The sequence below is a fragment of the Bradyrhizobium sp. LjRoot220 genome, from assembly GCF_964252915.1.
Classification (GTDB): Bacteria; Pseudomonadota; Alphaproteobacteria; order Rhizobiales; family Xanthobacteraceae; genus Bradyrhizobium.
Window position 1 is genome coordinate 258,050 of the sequence record NZ_CAXUPS020000007.1, and the last position, 17,463, is coordinate 275,512.

15 protein-coding genes are annotated in these 17,463 nt (G+C 61.2%); 11 read left to right on the top strand and 4 right to left on the bottom strand.

Features of this window, described 5'->3' with window-relative positions:
* Positions 1 to 21: 21 nt before the first annotated feature.
* Complete coding sequence (locus tag ACSQ84_RS26945; protein ID WP_436214743.1) at positions 22 to 642, bottom strand: response regulator; 621 nt, start codon at positions 640 to 642, stop codon at positions 22 to 24.
* A 231-nt stretch (positions 643 to 873) separates the two neighbouring features.
* On the opposite strand from ACSQ84_RS26945, the gene ACSQ84_RS26950 reads away from it, so the two are divergent.
* Together ACSQ84_RS26950 and ACSQ84_RS26955 are read left to right on the top strand one after the other, a co-directional pair.
* Positions 874 to 2,247, top strand: a complete 1,374-nt coding sequence (locus ACSQ84_RS26950) for a histidine kinase (protein ID WP_436214744.1) — start codon at positions 874 to 876, stop codon at positions 2,245 to 2,247.
* Between the two features lie 128 nt (positions 2,248 to 2,375).
* Positions 2,376 to 4,796: a TonB-dependent receptor gene (locus ACSQ84_RS26955; RefSeq protein WP_436214745.1), complete on the top strand. Its 2,421-nt coding sequence runs from the start codon at positions 2,376 to 2,378 to the stop codon at positions 4,794 to 4,796.
* Positions 4,797 to 4,829: 33 nt separating this feature from the next.
* On the opposite strand, the gene ACSQ84_RS26960 is transcribed toward ACSQ84_RS26955, so the two are convergent.
* Positions 4,830 to 5,801: a LysR family transcriptional regulator gene (locus ACSQ84_RS26960; protein WP_436214746.1), complete on the bottom strand. Its 972-nt coding sequence runs from the start codon at positions 5,799 to 5,801 to the stop codon at positions 4,830 to 4,832.
* 147 nt (positions 5,802 to 5,948) lie between these two features.
* On the opposite strand from ACSQ84_RS26960, the gene ACSQ84_RS26965 reads away from it, so the two are divergent.
* From ACSQ84_RS26965 to cbbX, 7 genes are all read left to right on the top strand, one after another.
* Positions 5,949 to 6,989: a class 1 fructose-bisphosphatase gene (locus ACSQ84_RS26965; protein ID WP_436214747.1), complete on the top strand. Its 1,041-nt coding sequence runs from the start codon at positions 5,949 to 5,951 to the stop codon at positions 6,987 to 6,989.
* Positions 6,990 to 7,002: 13 nt separating this feature from the next.
* Positions 7,003 to 7,878: a phosphoribulokinase gene (locus ACSQ84_RS26970; RefSeq protein ID WP_436214748.1), complete on the top strand. Its 876-nt coding sequence runs from the start codon at positions 7,003 to 7,005 to the stop codon at positions 7,876 to 7,878.
* On the top strand, positions 7,875 to 9,911 hold the full coding sequence (tkt, locus tag ACSQ84_RS26975) for a transketolase (RefSeq protein WP_436214749.1): 2,037 nt from the start codon (positions 7,875 to 7,877) through the stop codon (positions 9,909 to 9,911). The genes ACSQ84_RS26970 and tkt overlap by 4 nt, the downstream gene beginning before the upstream one ends.
* Positions 9,912 to 9,945: 34 nt before the next feature.
* Complete coding sequence (fba, locus tag ACSQ84_RS26980; RefSeq protein ID WP_436214750.1) at positions 9,946 to 11,028, top strand: class II fructose-bisphosphate aldolase; 1,083 nt, start codon at positions 9,946 to 9,948, stop codon at positions 11,026 to 11,028.
* 55 nt (positions 11,029 to 11,083) lie between these two features.
* Positions 11,084 to 12,544 (top strand): form I ribulose bisphosphate carboxylase large subunit, encoded by a 1,461-nt coding sequence (locus tag ACSQ84_RS26985; RefSeq protein ID WP_436214751.1) that lies wholly within the window; start codon positions 11,084 to 11,086, stop codon positions 12,542 to 12,544.
* A 12-nt stretch (positions 12,545 to 12,556) separates the two neighbouring features.
* On the top strand, positions 12,557 to 12,976 hold the full coding sequence (locus ACSQ84_RS26990; protein ID WP_436214752.1) for a ribulose bisphosphate carboxylase small subunit: 420 nt from the start codon (positions 12,557 to 12,559) through the stop codon (positions 12,974 to 12,976).
* Positions 12,977 to 13,114: 138 nt separating this feature from the next.
* Positions 13,115 to 13,999 carry a CbbX protein gene (cbbX, locus tag ACSQ84_RS26995; RefSeq protein WP_436214753.1) on the top strand — a complete coding sequence of 295 codons (885 nt, stop codon included), beginning with the start codon at positions 13,115 to 13,117 and terminating at the stop codon, positions 13,997 to 13,999.
* 61 nt (positions 14,000 to 14,060) lie between these two features.
* On the opposite strand, the gene ACSQ84_RS27000 is transcribed toward cbbX, so the two are convergent.
* A complete protein-coding gene (locus tag ACSQ84_RS27000) occupies positions 14,061 to 14,780 on the bottom strand; it encodes a hypothetical protein (RefSeq protein ID WP_436214754.1) in 720 nt (239 codons plus the stop codon).
* A 106-nt stretch (positions 14,781 to 14,886) separates the two neighbouring features.
* Entirely contained in the window at positions 14,887 to 15,861 is a 975-nt protein-coding gene (locus tag ACSQ84_RS27005) for a zinc-dependent alcohol dehydrogenase family protein (protein ID WP_436214755.1), read from the bottom strand.
* A 131-nt stretch (positions 15,862 to 15,992) separates the two neighbouring features.
* Here ACSQ84_RS27005 and ACSQ84_RS27010 point away from each other — a divergent pair, with 131 nt between their 5' ends.
* A complete protein-coding gene (locus ACSQ84_RS27010) occupies positions 15,993 to 16,466 on the top strand; it encodes a winged helix-turn-helix transcriptional regulator (protein WP_436214756.1) in 474 nt (157 codons plus the stop codon).
* A gap of 613 nt (positions 16,467 to 17,079) precedes the next feature.
* Entirely contained in the window at positions 17,080 to 17,334 is a 255-nt protein-coding gene (locus tag ACSQ84_RS27015; protein WP_436214757.1) for a hypothetical protein, read from the top strand.
* Positions 17,335 to 17,463: the final 129 nt, after the last annotated feature.

The window sequence follows — 17,463 nt, forward strand, 5'->3', positions numbered from 1 at the left end:
GCAGCGTCGCGCGGCGCGATCTCAGGCCACGCCATTCTCGATCGCCAACCGCACCAGTTCGGCGGATGTGCGCACGCCGAGTTTGTGGCGCATGATCGAGGATGTGTTGGCGACGGTCTTGTAGGAGGAATGGACCAGCCACGCGATTTCGGACAGGCATTTTCCGGTACTCAGCAGGCGCAATATCTCCATCTCGCGCGCCGTCAGTTTTGAAAGCGGGCTCCGGGCGAACGAGGGGCCGGCAAAGGCAATGCGTTGCGCGATCGCCGGCGGCAAATAGACCCCGCCTTTTGCGACCTCGCGGATGGCCTCGACAAGGTCCTGGGGATCGCCGGTCTTGGAGACAAAACCCTTGGCGCCGATTTCGATGGCGCGCGCGGCGAATACCGGGTCATCGTTCATGCTGAACATGATGATACGCGCCGCCGCATCGCGCCCGAGCAGGCGCCGTGCCAGTTCAAAACCGGACACCGTCGGCAGGTTGATGTCGAGCACGCAGATATCGGGATGCCGTTCGCCGAACACGCGTTCGCCGCTCTCCGCGTCCGAGGCTTCCACGATATCGATCTCCGGCTCATCCGCGAACAAGGCACGGCAGCCCGAAGCAACGATGCGATGGTCATCAACGATCAGAACGCGCATTGGCATTGGTCCCGAATAGCCGCATCAATCCCGTTGTTGCACCGCATCAGGTGAAGCACCGGCGCAGACTTCGAAGGCGATACCTGCCGTCGATGGTCATGCAACCCGGGCGATGTTGCTATACGTTCCGATTAGATAGACGCCTGTTTTATCTGTCAACGTTCCCCGCGATGAGAAATCGAAGACGACTTCGCTCTCAGACTATGACGATTTCACTCCTGGACAAATGATATGTGGCAAAGACTTTCCTTGCGCGCCCGGATCAACCTGCTGCTCGCGCTCGTCCTCACGCTCGGTCTGGCCATCAATGTTGCGCGGCTGGTGCTCGAGGCCGGCCCCCGTGTGCAGGCCGAAGATCAAAGCGTCATACGGCTGGCGCGCGAGTTCATCGACACGATCGTTGCAGGATTGAACGAGGCGCCGGATCCCGAAGCGCGGTTGAACCAGATTGTTCACGATCTCAACAGGCTGCGCCACGTCAGCATCACGCGACAGAGTCAAGCAATCGAAAGATCGGGAATTGCCGACAAGCCGGACGATAATGCGGACACACGCTCGCCGCCGGCATGGTTTGTCAGGCTGGTTCACCCCGAACAAACCACCGTGACCGTGCCGATTTCGATCAAGGGAAAGCCGGATGCGCTGCTGATCACCTCGCATCCGAACGACGAGATGGCCGAAATCTGGGACGGGATCATCACCCAGCTCCTGATCGGTGCAGCGATTGCCATCGTTCTATTCCTCATTACGAGCAGGGTCGTCGGCCGGGCGCTGGCGCCGATCCGGACGCTTTCGGAAGCGATGATGAGGATCGAAGCCGGCGGCTACGACACGCGCGTGAAGCCGGACGGGCCGCCGGAACTCGTTGCCATTTGCGACAAGCTGAATCACCTCGCGGCTACCTTGGGCGGTGCGGTCGACGACAAGAGGCGGCTGGCCGAGCGCGTCGTTTCGCTGCAGGATGTCGAGCGCAAGGAAATTGCCCGCGAACTGCACGACGAGTTTGGACCCTATCTGTTTGCTTTGCGGGTACACGCGAGCGCGCTGACGCGGATTGCGGATGCGGGAGATGCGAACGTGGAGGCCACGCGAAGGCATGGCAGTGCCATATTGGAACAGCTGAATGCCTTGCAGCAATCCAATCGGCGGGTCCTCGAAAAACTGCGGCCCGTGGGGCTGACGGAACTCGGCCTTCGCGAGGCGCTCGGCGCATTGCTGCGCCTCTGGGGAGAGTCTCACCCCGAAATCGTTATCGAGGCCGCGATCTCGCCTTCGCTGGGCGACACCGGCGAGACAGCTGATTTGACGATCTACCGCACCATCCAGGAAGCGCTGACCAATGTGTTTCGTCACGCGGGCGCCACCTGCATCAACGTAAGCGTTGAACCGGCCGAACTGCCTTTGGGGCTTGCGCGTACCGGCCGCGGCGGCGCGCTGGTGCGGGTTCGCGACAACGGCAGCGGATTGGGACCCGATCACAAGCTTGGTTTCGGGCTAACGGGAATGCGCGAGCGCATTTTGGCGCTGGGCGGCTCGCTCACGATTGCCTCCGGGGACAGCGGCGTAACGGTCGAGGCCTTGGTTCCCAGCGACGTCGGTCGCTAATTCGGGAATTTTTCCCGACCCGGTTCGGGACGTTTTGAATGGTGCGCAAGTTTTTTTGACGCCCTAAGATCGCCCGCGGCGTACCGGCAGACACCAATGCGGCCGGAATGGGATGGGACGAAGTAAAAATGAGCGCTCGATTCCTGTTGATCGGGACAATATCACTGTGTCTGGTTCCCGCGAGCGAATGTGCCCAAGCCCAGGATGCGCCCGGTACGACCGAGGTCCTGCCCGCGATCGAGGTAACCGCCCCGGCGACGAGCGCCAGACCGGCCCGCAGGAACGCGCCTCGGGCTACCAGGAACGTCCGCAGGGTTTTTGTCTATCCGACCGCGCCGACGCCGACGGCCGGTTCGGGAATGGATGTCGACAAGGTGGCGGCAAGCGTCAACGCCGTGGGGGCCGGACAGATTGCGCGCACCGGCTCGCTCAACATCGCGGACGCCTTGCAGCAACAGGTGCCGGGTATCATCATTAGCGATACGACCGGAAATCCGTTTATGCCGGACATCCAATTCCGAGGCTTCGTCGCGTCTCCAGTCGCCGGTACGCCTCAGGGACTGGCGGTTTACCAGAACGGCGTACGCATCAACGAAGCGTTCGGCGACACCGTCAACTGGGATTTGATCCCGACAGCCGCGATCAGGTCGGTCACCGTCGTGACCAACAATCCCGCGTTCGGTCTCAATGCGCTGGGCGGTGCCGTCAACGTCCAGATGAAGGATGGCTTCAACTATCGTGGCGCCGAAATCAACACGATGGGCGGCTCGTTCGGACGCATTCAGAGTTCGGCGCAATATGGCAAGCAGATCGACAATTTTTCCGTCTATGGCGCGCTGGAAGGCGTGCGCGACAACGGCTTTCGCAATTTTTCGGAGTCGGCCATTCGCCGGTTCTACGGCGATGTCGGATACCGGACCGACAGCAGCGAATTTCACCTCAACGTAGGCCTCGCCAAGAACAATTTTGGCGCGGCGGCGACGGTGCCGGTTGAACTCCTGCAGAATTACTGGGGCGCGACCTACACCACGCCGCAGACGACAGCGAACCAGGTTGCCTATGCCAATCTGACCGGAAAGGTCGAGGCCACGCCGACCTGGACGATCGAAGGCTCGGCGCGGGTCCGCGCGTTCCGGCAAAAGACGGTGGATGGTAATCCGACGGAGACGGAGCCGTGTGGCGCCGATCCCGGCCTGCTTTGCTTTAACGACGATGACGTGCCGGCGAATGGCCTCAACGGCGTCCAGCTGGCAAATCCCTTCCCCGCCAACGCGGTGCTGGGACAGATCGACCGGACCACAACCCGGTCGACGACGACGGGCGCAACCCTGCAGGCAACCAATACCGACCAGTTGTTCGGCCACAACAATCAGTTCATGGTCGGCGCCAGTTTCGACTCCGGCGTCACCCGCTTCGGGGCCAGCGCGGAACTCGGCACGATCGGTTCAAACTACGTCGTCAGCGGCAGCGGGATCTATCTCGGACCATCCGGCGAGCCGGTCTCGATCGGCCCGGTTTCGCTTCGCGCCACCAACCGCTACACCGGGCTCTATGCGCAAGACACCTTCGATGTGACCGATGCGTTTTCGATCACGGGCGGCGGCCGCTTCAACTATGCAAGCATCAAGCTGGAGGATCAGATCGGCACGGCGCTCAACGGCGAGCATACGTTTGCCCGCTTCAATCCGATGATCGGCGGCACTTACAAGATCACGCCCGGTTTGACGGCCTATGCCGGGTATTCCGAGGCCAATCGCGCGCCGACCCCGCTCGAGCTCGCATGCGCCGACCCTTTGCGCCCCTGCCTGATCGCCGCGTTCCTGATCGCCGACCCGCCGCTGAAACAAGTCGTGTCCCGCACCATCGAGGCAGGCTTTCGCGGAACGACGGAGCTGAATATCGGAACGCTCGGCTGGAAGGTCGGCGCGTTCCGCGCCACCAATGCCGATGACATCCTCGCGATTCCGAGCCCGGAGCTGCAGGGATTTGGCTATTTCCAGAACGTGGGCCGGACACGCCGCCAGGGCATCGAGGCCCAGGTCAATCTGACGTCGAAGACGCTGCAGCTATATGCCAGCTATGCGCTGGTGGATGCACGGTTCCTCGACGCGCTGCAGGTCGGCTCCAACAGCCCGTTCGCCGATGAAAATGGCAATGTCCAGATCCTGCCGGGCAATCGAATTCCGGCGATCCCCCGCAACCGCGTCAAGTTCGGCATCGATTATTCGGTCACCGACGCCTTCAAGGTCGGAGGCGATGCGCTGTTCGTCGGCAGCCAGTATTTTGTCGGCGACGAATCCAATCAGGCACAACGACTGCCGGGGTATGCAGTGTTCAACCTGCACACTTCCTATCAGATCAACAAGACGATCCAGGTCTACGCCCGCGCGGAAAATATCTTCGATAACCGCTATGCGGTGTACGGGACGTTCTTCGATACGGCCGACGTGCCCAATTTCGCCAATGGCGGCGCGCCCTTTACCGACGCGCGTTCGCTCAGCCCGGCGCGGCCGCGCGCCTTTTACGCCGGCCTGAAGGCGACCTTCTGAAGCGAACGGCGAGATCGGAAGTCGCGAAGCATGTCAGCCGCTTTTTTTGCGGATTGATGAGCGGGTGAGACGCAGGCGGCCATAGGTGCGCGGCAAAAATTGCTTGCCCCTGGTGCTGAGGAAATCGAGCATCGCCTGCGCCGGCGGCAGCAGGACCTTGTCCTTCCGGGCGAGCGCGAACCACTGCCGGACCACGGGAAGGCCGTCGACGTCGAGGGTAATCAATCGCCGTTCGTCGAGTTCGGTGGCGACCGTGTGCGCGGAAATGAATGCAATGCCGAGGCCTGCAATCACGGCCTGCTTGATGGTCTCGTTGCTGCTCATGGCAAGGCCGATTTTGGGACGAATGCCGGCGGTTTCGAACAGCTGCTCCATCAGGCCGCGCGTTCCGGACCCGGGCTCGCGCGTCAGAAAGGTTTCGCCGGCCAGTTCGCTGGGCGCGATGCGGGATTTTCGCCCCAGGCGATGTCCGGTCGGCGCGATGATGACATGGGGGTGATCGCCGATCAGGTGAACGTTCATGTCGATGTCGGCCGGCGGGCGGCCCATGATCGCAAAGTCGAGATCGTAGCCGCGCAGCGCCGTGCCGATCTCCTGCCGGTTTCCGATCGAGAGCGTGACCTCGACGTCCGGATGCTGTTTTGAAAATCCGGATATCATGAACGGCACGAAATATTTCGCGGTGCTGACGGCGCCGATCGAGATCCGGCCGGCGGTCTTCCCAGCCATCATCTCCATCGTGGTTTCGCAATCCGCGATCGCCGCCTCGATCCGGTCGGCCAGCGCGAGCACTTCGCGCCCGGCATCGGTCAGCAGCATGCCGTCGCCGGTGCGCTGAATCAGCGGCAGCCCGGCGAGTGCCTGCAAATTCCGAAGCTGCAGTGTGACCGCGGGTTGGGTGAGATGGAGCTGTTTGGCCGCTGACGTCACTGATCGATGCTTCTGAACCGCGGCCAGCGCCCGCAGCTGGCGGATCGTCACTTCCCGCAATAACCGGCCTGCCATCGCCGCCACCTTTATAAGGAAAACTTTTGCTAGACCTAAGATAACAAAATTTTACTAATTCGGCAAATTGCGTTTCCCTTCGGTTGCGGATTGCCAAACCGGCGAGACGCTTGAGAGCCCCCGAAAGAGGGCACAGGGGAGACGGCCATGGACGAGCGCGTGACGCTGCGTTCACATCTCGATCGGTCCGCGTTGCAGATGCCGCTGCATGGCGCTGCGCTTGGCGACGTGATCACGGCCATCGCTTTCGCGGGCATCGAACTTGCCGGGCTGATCGCGGATGGACCGTTCGCCGGCATCACCGGACAGAACGGTGGCATCAACCCCGACGGCGATCAGCAAAAAGATATCGACGTCGCCGCCGATGAGATGATCCGGCGCGCCTTGCGCGGCACCCCGGTGGCGGCGGTTCTTTCCGAGGAGGCGGCGCTGCCGGAAACCCTGCGTCCGTCGGCGCCATTCTGCGTTGCGATCGATCCGCTCGATGGATCGGCCAACCTCGAGAACAATATCTCGGTCGGCACCATCTTTTCGATCCGCCCCAGGGGCAACGACCTGCTGTCGACTTTCTTCGAACCCGGCACGGCGCAGTGTGCCGCGGGCTTCATCGTCTACGGTCCGCAGACCACGCTCGTCCTCGCGCTCAACGCGCGCGTCGATATCTTCATGCTCGATCGCCACGCGCAGGAGTTCGTGCTGACCCGGCAGGCCGTGCAGATCGCGCGCAACATGCCGGAGTTCGCCATCAACGCATCCAATCGCCGCCACTGGCACGGGCCGGTGCGCAGCTATATCGACGAGTGCCTGTCCGGCACCAGCGGCGTCGGCGAGGCGGATTTCAACATGCGCTGGATCGGATCGCTGGTGGCGGAGGCGCTTCGCATCCTGGTGCGCGGCGGCGTCTTCCTTTATCCGGCCGATGCCCGGCCGAGCTATCGGGAAGGGCGGCTCCGTCTGTTGTATGAGGCCCATCCGATGGCGCTGATCATGGAATGGGCGGGTGGCGCAGCATCGACCGGGCGGCGGCGGATCCTCGAACTGGCTGCGAAGACGCCGCATCAGCGGGTGCCGCTGATCATGGGATCCGTGCATCGCGTCCGCGACGTGACGGCGATCCACGACAGGATCGAACCGATGTTCGACAATAGCGACGCACCGCTGTTTGCGCGGCGTGGCCTGTTCCTCTGACGGAGCGATCGACATGTCACGCGCGCATCCCATCATATCGATCACGGGCTCATCCGGCGCCGGCACGACGTCGGTGAAGAAGACATTCGAGCAGATATTCCGCCGCGAGAAAGTGGTTGCGGCCTATATCGAAGGCGACGCCTTCCACCGCTACAATCGTTTCGAGATGCGCACGAAAATGCTGGAGGAAGCCGAGCGCGGCAACAAGCATTTCAGCCATTTCAGCCCGGAGACCAACCTGTTTACGGAACTGGAACGGGTGTTCCGCGACTACGGCGAATCCGGCACCGGAACGACGCGTCATTACGTCCACGACGACGAAGAAGCGAAGCTGTACGGCGCCGAACCGGGTACGTTCACCGACTGGCGCCGGCTGCCTGACAATTCCGACCTGCTGTTCTACGAAGGACTGCACGGCGCCGTCGTGACCGACAAGGTCAACGTCGCGCAGCATGCCGACCTGAAGATCGGCGTCGTGCCCGTGATCAACCTGGAATGGATCCAGAAGCTGCACCGTGACCGCAGCGACCGCGGCTATACCGCGGAGGCGGTGACCGACACCATCCTGCGGCGGATGCCCGATTACGTGAACTACATCTGTCCGCAATTCGCCGAGACCGACATCAACTTCCAGCGCGTGCCGACCGTCGATACCTCAAACCCGTTCATCGCGCGGTGGATTCCAACGCCGGATGAATCGATGGTGGTGATCCGCCTGAAGAATCCGCGCGGCATCGATTTTCCGTACCTGCTGTCGATGATTCCGCACAGCTTCATGTCGCGCGCCAATTCGATCGTGATCCACGGCGCGAAGCTTGATCTGGCGATGCAGCTCATTCTCACCCCGCTGATCCTGCAACTGATGGAACGCAAGAGGCGCACGACATGAACGCTCCCGCCCTGTCCCGTATTGCCGTCTGTCCCGATGTTTCGCACGCCGAAATGGCCAATGCGATCCGCTTTCTGGTGATCGATGCGGTCGAACAAGCGAAGTCCGGTCATCCGGGCATGCCGATGGGTATGGCCGACGTCGCCACCGTCCTGTTTTCGCAATTCCTCAAATTCGACCCCGCCGATCCGGCGTGGCCCGATCGCGATCGCTTTGTGCTGTCCGCCGGTCACGGCTCGATGCTGTTGTATGCGCTGTTGCACCTGACGGGCTACGAGGCCGTGACATCGGACGAACTCAAGGCGTTCCGGCAGTGGGGATCGAAAACGCCGGGGCATCCCGAATATGGCCACACGCCCGGCGTCGAGACCACCACCGGTCCGCTCGGGCAGGGCATCGCCACGGCGGTCGGCATGGCGCTCGCCGAGCGGCTGATGAACGCGCGCTTCGGCGACGATTGCGTCGATCACTTCACCTATGTGATCGCTGGCGATGGCTGCCTGATGGAAGGCCTCAGCCATGAGGCGATCTCGCTGGCCGGCCATCTCAGGCTCAATCGCCTGATTGTGCTGTTCGACGACAACGAGATCTCGATCGACGGCGCAACCTCGCTGTCGTGCTCGGATGACCAGGTCGCGCGGTTCAAGGCCTCCGGATGGTCGGCCTGCCGGATCGACGGCCACGACCCCGAAGCCATCGCAGCCGCCATCGAACGGGCCCGCACCAGCGACCGGCCGTCGCTGATCGCCTGCCGCACGCTGATCGGTTTTGGGGCGCCGAACCGCCAGGGCAGCGAAAAAGCCCATGGCGCGCCCCTTGGCGCCGATGAGGTCGCAAAGACCCGCGATGCGCTGAACTGGCCGCACCAGCCGTTCCAGATTCCGGAGAGCATTCTGGCGCAATGGCGCAAGGCAGGCAGCCGCGGGCACGCCGCCCGCCGCAGCTGGATCGAGCGGACCAAGCGCGTCAGTGCCGCGGCGCGTTCGCCGTTTCACGATGCCCTCAATCGCAATCTGCCGAGCGGCTACGTTGACGCGATGGCGGGCCTGCGCGATCGCTTCGCCGCCGAGCGGCCTGAGATCGCGACCCGGCAGGCCTCGCAGCTGGTGATTAACGCCATTGCCGAGGCGTTGCCGAACTTGCTCGGCGGCTCCGCCGATTTGACTCATTCCAACCTGACGCACGCCAAGACGCATCGGCCGGTGCAGGCCGATAGCCTTGATGGCAGCTACATTCACTACGGCGTCCGCGAGCATGCGATGGCGGCGGCGATGAACGGCATCGCGCTGCATGGCGGCTTCATTCCCTATGGCGGCACCTTTCTCAGCTTCGCCGACTACAGCCGCCCGGCGATCAGGCTGGCGGCGTTGATGGCCATCCGCGTCATCCATGTGATGACGCACGATTCGATCGGGTTGGGCGAGGATGGCCCCACGCACCAGCCGGTCGAGCATCTGGCATCGCTGCGGGCGATTCCCAATCTGCTGGTGTTTCGCCCCGGCGATGCCGTTGAGACCGCAGAGGCCTGGGATTGCGCGTTGCGGGCCCAGAGCAACCCGTCGGTGCTGTGCCTGTCGCGGCAGGCGATGCCGACGTTCCGCGAAGCCGGTGCGCAGAATCTGGTCGCGTTCGGCGCCTACCTCGTGGTCGATCCCGAAGAAGGCCGCGACGTCACCCTGATCGCCACCGGCTCGGAAGTATCGATCGCCATGCGGGCGGCCGAACTGCTGGCGAGCGTGAGTGTCCGCGCCGCCGTGGTTTCGGCGCCGTGCTTCGACCTGTTTCGCCAGCAATCGCGCGAATACCGGACCGCGGTGCTCGGACGCGTGCCGCGCATCGGCGTCGAAGCCGCGGTCGAGGGTGACTGGGCGCGCTGGCTCGGCGATGACGGCGAGTTCGTCGGCATGACCGGCTTTGGCGCCTCCGCACCGGCCGAAACGCTCTACCGCGAATTCGGCATCACCGCGGACGCGGTGGCGAAGGCGGCGCTGCGCTGCATCGCGCGGGCCAGGATGGCGACGAGCTACGCATGACCGCCTGCACACCAACAATGACACGGAGGTTTTGATGGCCAGGATCACACTGAGGCAATTGCTCGATCACGCCGCCGAGCGCGGCTACGGCGTGCCGGCATTCAACATCAACAATATGGAGCAGGGCCTTGCGATCATGGAGGCGGCGGCCGCCGTCGATGCGCCGGTCATCATCCAGGCCTCGCGCGGTGCGCGCTCCTATGCCAACGATATCATGCTCTCGAAGATGATCGACGCGCTGGAGGAGATGCATCCGCAGATCCCGCTCTGCCTGCATCAGGATCACGGCAACGATGAAGCAACCTGCGCCACGGCGATCAAATATGGATTCACGTCGGTCATGATGGACGGGTCCCTCGAGGCCGATGCCAAGACCGCGGCCGACTACAACTATAACGTCAATATCACCCGCCGCGTCGTCGACATGGCGCACTGGGTCGGCGCTTCCGTCGAAGGCGAATTGGGGGTGCTCGGCTCGCTGGAGCATGGCGGCGGCGAACAGGAGGATGGCCACGGCGTCGAGGGTGAAGTCAGCCACGATCAATTGCTGACCGATCCGGACCAGGCGGTCGATTTCGTCCGCGCCACCAGGGTCGATGCGCTGGCGATCGCGATGGGCACCTCGCATGGCGCCTACAAATTCTCGCGCAAGCCGGACGGCGACATCCTGGCGATGCGGGTGGTCGAGGAGATTCACCGCCGGCTGCCGAATACCCATCTGGTGATGCACGGTTCCTCCTCGGTGCCGCAGCCGCTGCAGGACATCTTCAACCAGTTCGGCGGCGAGATGCCGCAGACCTGGGGCGTGCCGGTCGAGGAGATCGTCCGCGGCATCAGGCATGGCGTCCGCAAGGTCAACATCGATACCGATTGCCGGCTGGCGATGGCTGCGGCGTTCCGCAAGGTGGCCACCCAGCACAAGAGCGAATTCGACCCGCGCAAATTCCTGAAACCGGCGATGGACGCGCTGCGCGAGCTGTGCCGCGAGCGCTTCGAGCAATTCGGCACCGCCGGCCACGCCTCGCAGATCAAGGTCATGCCACTGGCCGAGATGGCGAAACGCTATCGCTCGGGCGCGCTCGATCCACGCATCGGGGAGATGACCAATGCCGCATGACCTTTTGACCCCCACGGCTCCAATCAGCCGCCGCACGAAACATGAGGAAACCAATATGAACCAGCACTCAATGACCATTCGCGGCAAGGATCGCTACAAGTCCGGCGTCATGGAATACAAGAAGATGGGCTATTGGGAGCCCGACTATGAGCCAAAGGACACCGACATCATCGCGCTGTTCCGGGTCACGCCGCAGGATGGCGTCGATCCGATCGAGGCGTCGGCGGCGGTGGCCGGCGAATCCTCGACCGCGACCTGGACCGTGGTGTGGACCGACCGGCTGACGGCGGCGGAAAAGTACCGCGCGAAGTGCTACCGGGTCGATCCGGTGCCGAACTCGCCGGGGCAGTATTTTGCCTACATCGCCTACGATCTCGATTTGTTCGAGAACGGCTCGATCGCCAATCTGTCGGCTTCGATCATCGGCAACGTGTTCGGCTTCAAGCCGCTGAAGGCGTTGCGGCTGGAGGACATGCGGCTGCCGGTGGCCTATGTGAAGACCTTCCAGGGGCCTGCGACCGGCATCGTGGTCGAGCGCGAGCGCATGGACAAGTTCGGCCGTCCGCTGCTCGGGGCCACCGTGAAGCCGAAACTCGGGCTCTCCGGCCGCAACTATGGACGCGTGGTCTATGAGGCGCTCAAGGGTGGGCTCGACTTCACCAAGGACGACGAGAACATCAACTCGCAGCCGTTCATGCATTGGCGCGAGCGCTTCCTCTATTGCATGGAGGCGGTCAACAAGGCGCAAGCGGCGTCCGGCGAGATCAAGGGCACCTATCTCAACGTCACCGCCGGCACCATGGAGGACATGTACGAGCGCGCCGAATTCGCCAAGGAGCTCGGCTCGGTCATCATCATGATCGATCTGGTGATCGGCTACACCGCGATCCAGTCGATGGCGAAATGGGCGCGCCGCAACGACATGATCTTGCATCTGCACCGGGCAGGGCATTCGACCTATACAAGGCAGCGCAGCCATGGCGTCTCGTTCCGCGTCATCGCGAAATGGATGCGGCTGGCGGGTGTCGATCATATCCATGCCGGCACCGTGGTCGGCAAGCTCGAGGGCGATCCCGCGACCACGCGCGGCTATTACGATATCTGCCGCGAGGACTACAATCCGATGCGGCTCGAGCACGGCGTGTTTTTCGAGCAGAACTGGGCCAGCCTCAACCGGATGATGCCGGTGGCATCCGGCGGCATTCACGCCGGCCAGATGCACCAGCTGCTCGATCATCTCGGCGAAGACGTGATCCTGCAGTTCGGCGGCGGCACCATCGGTCATCCCATGGGCATTCAGGCCGGTGCGACCGCCAACCGCGTGGCGCTGGAGGCGATGATCCTCGCACGCAACGAGGGGCGCGATTATCTGCACGAGGGCCCCGAGATTCTGGCCAAGGCGGCACAGACTTGCACGCCGCTGAAATCGGCGCTCGAGATCTGGAAGGACGTCACCTTCAACTACGAATCGACCGACATGCCGGACTACGTCCCCACACCCAGCGTCGCGATGTAAGGAGCTGATATCATGCGCATAACCCAGGGCTGCTTCTCATTCCTGCCCGACCTCACCGACGAGCAGATCTCGCGCCAGGTCCAGTATTGCCTGGAGAAGGGGTGGGCGGTGAACATCGAATTCACCGACGATCCGCATCCCCGCAACAATTTCTGGGAAATGTGGGGACTGCCGATGTTCGATCTCCGCGATGCCGCAGGCGTGATGCTGGAGCTCGATCAATGCCGCAAGGTATATGGCAACAGCTACATCCGCCTGTCGGCTTTCGATTCCAGCCACGGCTGGGAATCGGTGCGGCTGTCCTTCATCGTCAACCGGCCAAAGGACGAACCCGGCTTCCGGCTCGAGCGGCACGAGATGGCCGGCCGCAACATCCGCTACACCACGAAATCCTACGCGGCCGACCGTCCCGAGGGCCGGCGCTACGGTTAAGCCACTTCATCCGGGCCGCGCCGGACGATTGCTCCCTTGTCGTCCGTGCCTGCCGGATCCTCCGTCGCTTGCGAAAGCGGCGACGGAGTTTTTTCTCTGGCGTATTGAGGTTCGCAGATGGATTTGGATGTCTCACCGATGACCGACAAAGTCAGTCTCCGCGAGGAACTCGAGGCCGTCGGCATCGAGGAGATCCTCAGCCAGCTCGACCGCGAGCTGATCGGGTTGAAGCCGGTCAAGACCCGTATTCGCGAGATCGCTTCGCTGCTACTGATCGAACGCATCCGTAAGCGCATGAATCTGACGACGGACGTTCCGACTCTGCATATGTCGTTCACCGGTAATCCCGGCACCGGCAAGACCACAGTGGCGCTGCGGATCGCGAGCATTCTGCACCGGCTTGGTTTCGTTCGCCGCGGCCATGTCGTCTCGGTGACCCGCGATGAATTGGTGGGGCAATATATCGGCCACACCGCGCCGAAAACCAAGGAAGTGCTGAAGAAGGCGATGGGCGGCGTGCTGTTCATCGATGAGGCCTATTATCTCAACCGGCCGGACAATGAACGGGACTACGGCCAGGAAGCGATCGAGATATTGCTGCAGGTCATGGAGTCGCAGCGGGAGGATCTGGTGGTGATCCTCGCCGGCTACGGCGACCGTATGGAAAAATTCTTCGCCAGCAACCCGGGCTTTCGCTCGCGCATCGCCCATCACATCGATTTTCCGGATTATTCCGGCTATGAGCTGCTCGCCATCGCCGAACTGATGCTGCACGACATGAACTACAAGTTCAGCGACGAGGCGCGCGAAGCGTTCATCCGCTACATCGCCTTGCGCGTCACCCAGCCGTTGTTCTCAAACGCGCGCTCGATCCGAAACGCGCTCGACCGCATGCGGCTGCGCCAGGCCAATCGCCTTGTCGGCGATCTCGACCGTCTGCTGGACGCCGACGACGTGATGTCGCTGGAAGCGTCGGACGTGCTCGCCAGCCGGGTGTTCCGGACAGACAAGTCCGGAAGTTAGTTGCGCGTGATGACCGCTTTTTGGAACGATACGGCGACAGGTTCGCCGTCTCATGCTTTTCTTAAGTCAAGACAATTGCAGAGATATCAATACCGACGAGAACAGATTCAGTATTTAGAGTTTCGTCCGGGTTTCTCCTGAACGCGCGCCGTTTGGTTGGCACCATAATCCCTTGAATGTTCTTGTACTCGGACATGTAGTGCGCGGCTTGAGCACCACCGGCCACGAGCGTGGTATAATCCAAACGCGTGATGAGCCCGTTTTCATCGACGTGGAATATCTGGTCCGGACAGTGAGTTCCTACTTTCTCGGGAAAAGTGATCTTCAGCCGCCGGCGTACCGTGCCTTGGTCGGACACCGGATCTATTTCTTCCGCTTTGGCACTCTCAGTGACAAACATAAATGGAGTATTCAGATAATTCCAAAGTGCATACCCGGTAAAGTAAGCCAAATGCAGCCTATCCCACGTAGTCTGAAGGGTGTGTCCTTCAAACGCTTTTCTTGGATGTACGCGCTCCTCAATAAGCTTCCCGTCGATTGTCTCTAGCCGAACACGATCCGGTTCGTAGATGCTTTGCACGCCTTCTTCGGTAAAGTGCGTATAGCAAGTTCGCTGTTCTTTCGTTTGCGCCTTCAATTGAACATTTTTGAAGACACCGTCCCATCCCTTTCTAGTCCAGTGCGAACCATGCATCGAAAGGTTGACATCGATCGCGTTGAATTTTCGCCATCGTTCAAGAGTTCCGTGAGACTCGAGCACCAGATCTAAAAGAGCAGTCATGTTTCCTCCGGTTCGCCCTATTAGAATTAGGACCATCTCTTCCATATCGGACTAGTTGCGGTTTCAGGCGCCCTGGAGTTCAGGGCGCCTGACCGTTGATTATCCATTAGTTGGGTTTCAGAAGGACTTTCCCGCCTTTTTGCGCATGCGCAAGGGCCTGAGTTGCCTGCTCGAGCGAATAAACGCCGGCGATCGGAACGTGTAGTTTGCCTTCGGTGATCAGTCGCTCGGCTGTCCGCGTATGAGCCGCAAGCTTTTCGTGTGCATTTCGAAAGCGCGGATATCCCAGCCAAAATCCTTCCAGGGTCACCTGATTGAAAATGATGTTCAGAGGACTCATGGCCGCGGGCTTTCCGCTGACGCCGCCATAGGCGACCATCTTGGCGTTCGACGTTAGGCAAGACGCAACCGAGTGCGAGGAGTCGCCACCCACGCCGTCGATGCCCAGCTTGATTTTAGCCTTGCCGGTCGCCACTGCAACCTGCTTCACAACGTCGGGTCCATCGACAAGGACGACGTCAGCTCCGGCTGACTTCAACTCATCCACGAGTTCGGGTCTGCGCACGAGGCTTACCGAGCGCAGTCCGAACTCCTGTGCAAACGCAATGACGCTGCGCCCCACACCGGAATTGCCGGCGTTCTGGATGACCCAGTCGTCCTTGCCGAGTTCGACATACTCGGTTAAGAGCAATGCCGCTGTCAGCGGATTGATCCGAAGCATTGACAGCTGTTGGGGATCGGCTTGCTCAGACAAGACGATGAGATCGGCGGCCGCGACCGTTATGGCCTGCCTCCACACGGGAAGTCCGGTCGGAATGGCGACACGATCGCCAGTCTTTACATTTTTAACCGAGTCTCCGACGGCGACAACGCGTCCAATAGCTTCGTTCCCGAGCGGCGCCGGCGGCTGTGGCCTGATCCCATACCTGCCACGAATCATCAGAAGTTCAGCGAGACCGATCGCTGAGTATTCGACTTCGACCGTGGCTTCATTTGCTGCCGGCGGTGGGGGTGGATCGCTTTCGACAACTTCAACCACCTCCGTGGGATTGCCAAACTTAGACATTTGCAAAAACTTCATTGTCCCTCCGCGAGCGCCGTATGGCTCATTCCGCCAATTAATCTCATGGGTTCGCTGACCGCTCGACACAAAACCATGCTAAGTTCGTATAATGAACTGAACTTTGATCAACGTCAACCTAAGTATGAAAAATGAACTCAGAAAAAGCGCATTCGTCCAAGCCGGACCTTCGCTTGATCTTGGAGCAAAAGAACAACTGCTCCATCAAGCGAACGCTCGACATTGTTGGTGAATCCTGGACCTTGTTGATCTTGCGCGAGGCCTCATGGGGCGTTCGCCGATTCCAGGACTTTCAAAAGTTTCTGGGCGTACCAAGAGCGGTGCTGTCTGAGCGCCTAGAAAAGCTTGTTGAGTACGGCATCTTTAAAAAAACACCTTACAAGGAGGCGGGGGCGAGAAAGCGCTACCAATACGACCCCACCAAAGCCGGCATCGAATTAATCACTGTGCTGATGGCATTGAGCCAATGGGGAGATGAGCATCTCGGCAAAGGATCTTCCCGCATGATCGACAAAGCGACTCAGGAAGAAGTCTTTCTGAAGGTCGTCAGCAAGAACGGCGACCATGTCCCAGTAGAGCGGGTGCGACCAGTAGTGCGGAGGTAATCACACGTGTTTGTGATCCTCCAACCGGCCAGCGCCCGGGAGAGGGCGAAGCTATCGGATCGTCGCCGGTGAGCGGGCAGGTCGTTCGCTACCAGTCGCACACGCCCGGTGCCAGTACCGAAGGGGATGTTGAAGCGATGTCGCTATGGGCTGGACAGAGCGTCGGTCTCGTCTCGACTGTACGGCCGGCCGGCGAGATCGTCCGCGAAATCTGCAGCCAAGCCGATTCGATACTTCGAAGATTGGGACAATGACCGCACCGGGTAAGAACGGACTTCAAGGGATGTCCACTCCTGGCGCAAAGCTCCCAAGCGCTCGCGCTCGGCTATTTCCGCACAATGACCGCTAATCTGTTGCCAATTTGACGCTGTCGGGAAAACTCGGCAAAGCCCGCCTGCGCGTCGACTGCAATCACTCGACATATCCCCCAACAGGCCGATACGTTCGGTCTTTCATTTGCGTATTGTCATCGGTGGTTGCGGGGCGTGGCGTGAGCATTCAGATCACGACGTTGAAGGTCCTGGCCGGACACCCTGGAGGACGAGCAACGCACGCTGACGTCACTAGATCTGTTGCCATCTTGATGTCTAGCGGCGCGGATTGGTCAGACCGCATGAAGCGCCTGGCGGCGCGCGCGCCGGATCTGAGCATTTTTTCCAGCGGCTATGTTATCCGAGACGACAGCGGGTGGCAGATCACTGATGCCGGCCGCGCCTTCCTGACATCCATCGAAGCGCCGACCTGCGAGACCACGGTTATTGGACCTGAGATCGTTCAGCCAGTGCTCGCCGCCGAGCCTAATCTTCCGACGAATGTTGTCCGTATCACGGATCTAGCGGATCGACGTCGCCGACGCGAAGCCGCCTAAATGGGTGCGTGGGGGTACTCCTTTGCGCTAATTTTCGGACAGGGCCAATCTGACGGACGATTTCTACTTTCGAGAAGCAGACATTGTCCGCGTTGAATCGCGACTGGCAGCTTTTGGCGCTAAGCGGCC

Coding starts and splice junctions, on each gene's coding strand:
- ACSQ84_RS26950 (WP_436214744.1), top strand. CDS start 874: ATGTGGCAAAGACTTTCCTTGCGCGCCCGGATCAACCTGCTGCTCGCG.
- ACSQ84_RS26960 (WP_436214746.1), bottom strand. CDS start 5,801: ATGGCAGGCCGGTTATTGCGGGAAGTGACGATCCGCCAGCTGCGGGCG.
- fba (WP_436214750.1), top strand. CDS start 9,946: ATGGCCAGGATCACACTGAGGCAATTGCTCGATCACGCCGCCGAGCGC.
- ACSQ84_RS26970 (WP_436214748.1), top strand. CDS start 7,003: ATGTCACGCGCGCATCCCATCATATCGATCACGGGCTCATCCGGCGCC.
- ACSQ84_RS27010 (WP_436214756.1), top strand. CDS start 15,993: ATGAACTCAGAAAAAGCGCATTCGTCCAAGCCGGACCTTCGCTTGATC.
- ACSQ84_RS26990 (WP_436214752.1), top strand. CDS start 12,557: ATGCGCATAACCCAGGGCTGCTTCTCATTCCTGCCCGACCTCACCGAC.
- ACSQ84_RS26965 (WP_436214747.1), top strand. CDS start 5,949: ATGGACGAGCGCGTGACGCTGCGTTCACATCTCGATCGGTCCGCGTTG.
- ACSQ84_RS27005 (WP_436214755.1), bottom strand. CDS start 15,861: ATGAAGTTTTTGCAAATGTCTAAGTTTGGCAATCCCACGGAGGTGGTT.
- ACSQ84_RS27000 (WP_436214754.1), bottom strand. CDS start 14,780: ATGACTGCTCTTTTAGATCTGGTGCTCGAGTCTCACGGAACTCTTGAA.
- tkt (WP_436214749.1), top strand. CDS start 7,875: ATGAACGCTCCCGCCCTGTCCCGTATTGCCGTCTGTCCCGATGTTTCG.
- cbbX (WP_436214753.1), top strand. CDS start 13,115: ATGACCGACAAAGTCAGTCTCCGCGAGGAACTCGAGGCCGTCGGCATC.
- ACSQ84_RS26985 (WP_436214751.1), top strand. CDS start 11,084: ATGAACCAGCACTCAATGACCATTCGCGGCAAGGATCGCTACAAGTCC.
- ACSQ84_RS26955 (WP_436214745.1), top strand. CDS start 2,376: ATGAGCGCTCGATTCCTGTTGATCGGGACAATATCACTGTGTCTGGTT.
- ACSQ84_RS27015 (WP_436214757.1), top strand. CDS start 17,080: ATGAAGCGCCTGGCGGCGCGCGCGCCGGATCTGAGCATTTTTTCCAGC.
- ACSQ84_RS26945 (WP_436214743.1), bottom strand. CDS start 642: ATGCGCGTTCTGATCGTTGATGACCATCGCATCGTTGCTTCGGGCTGC.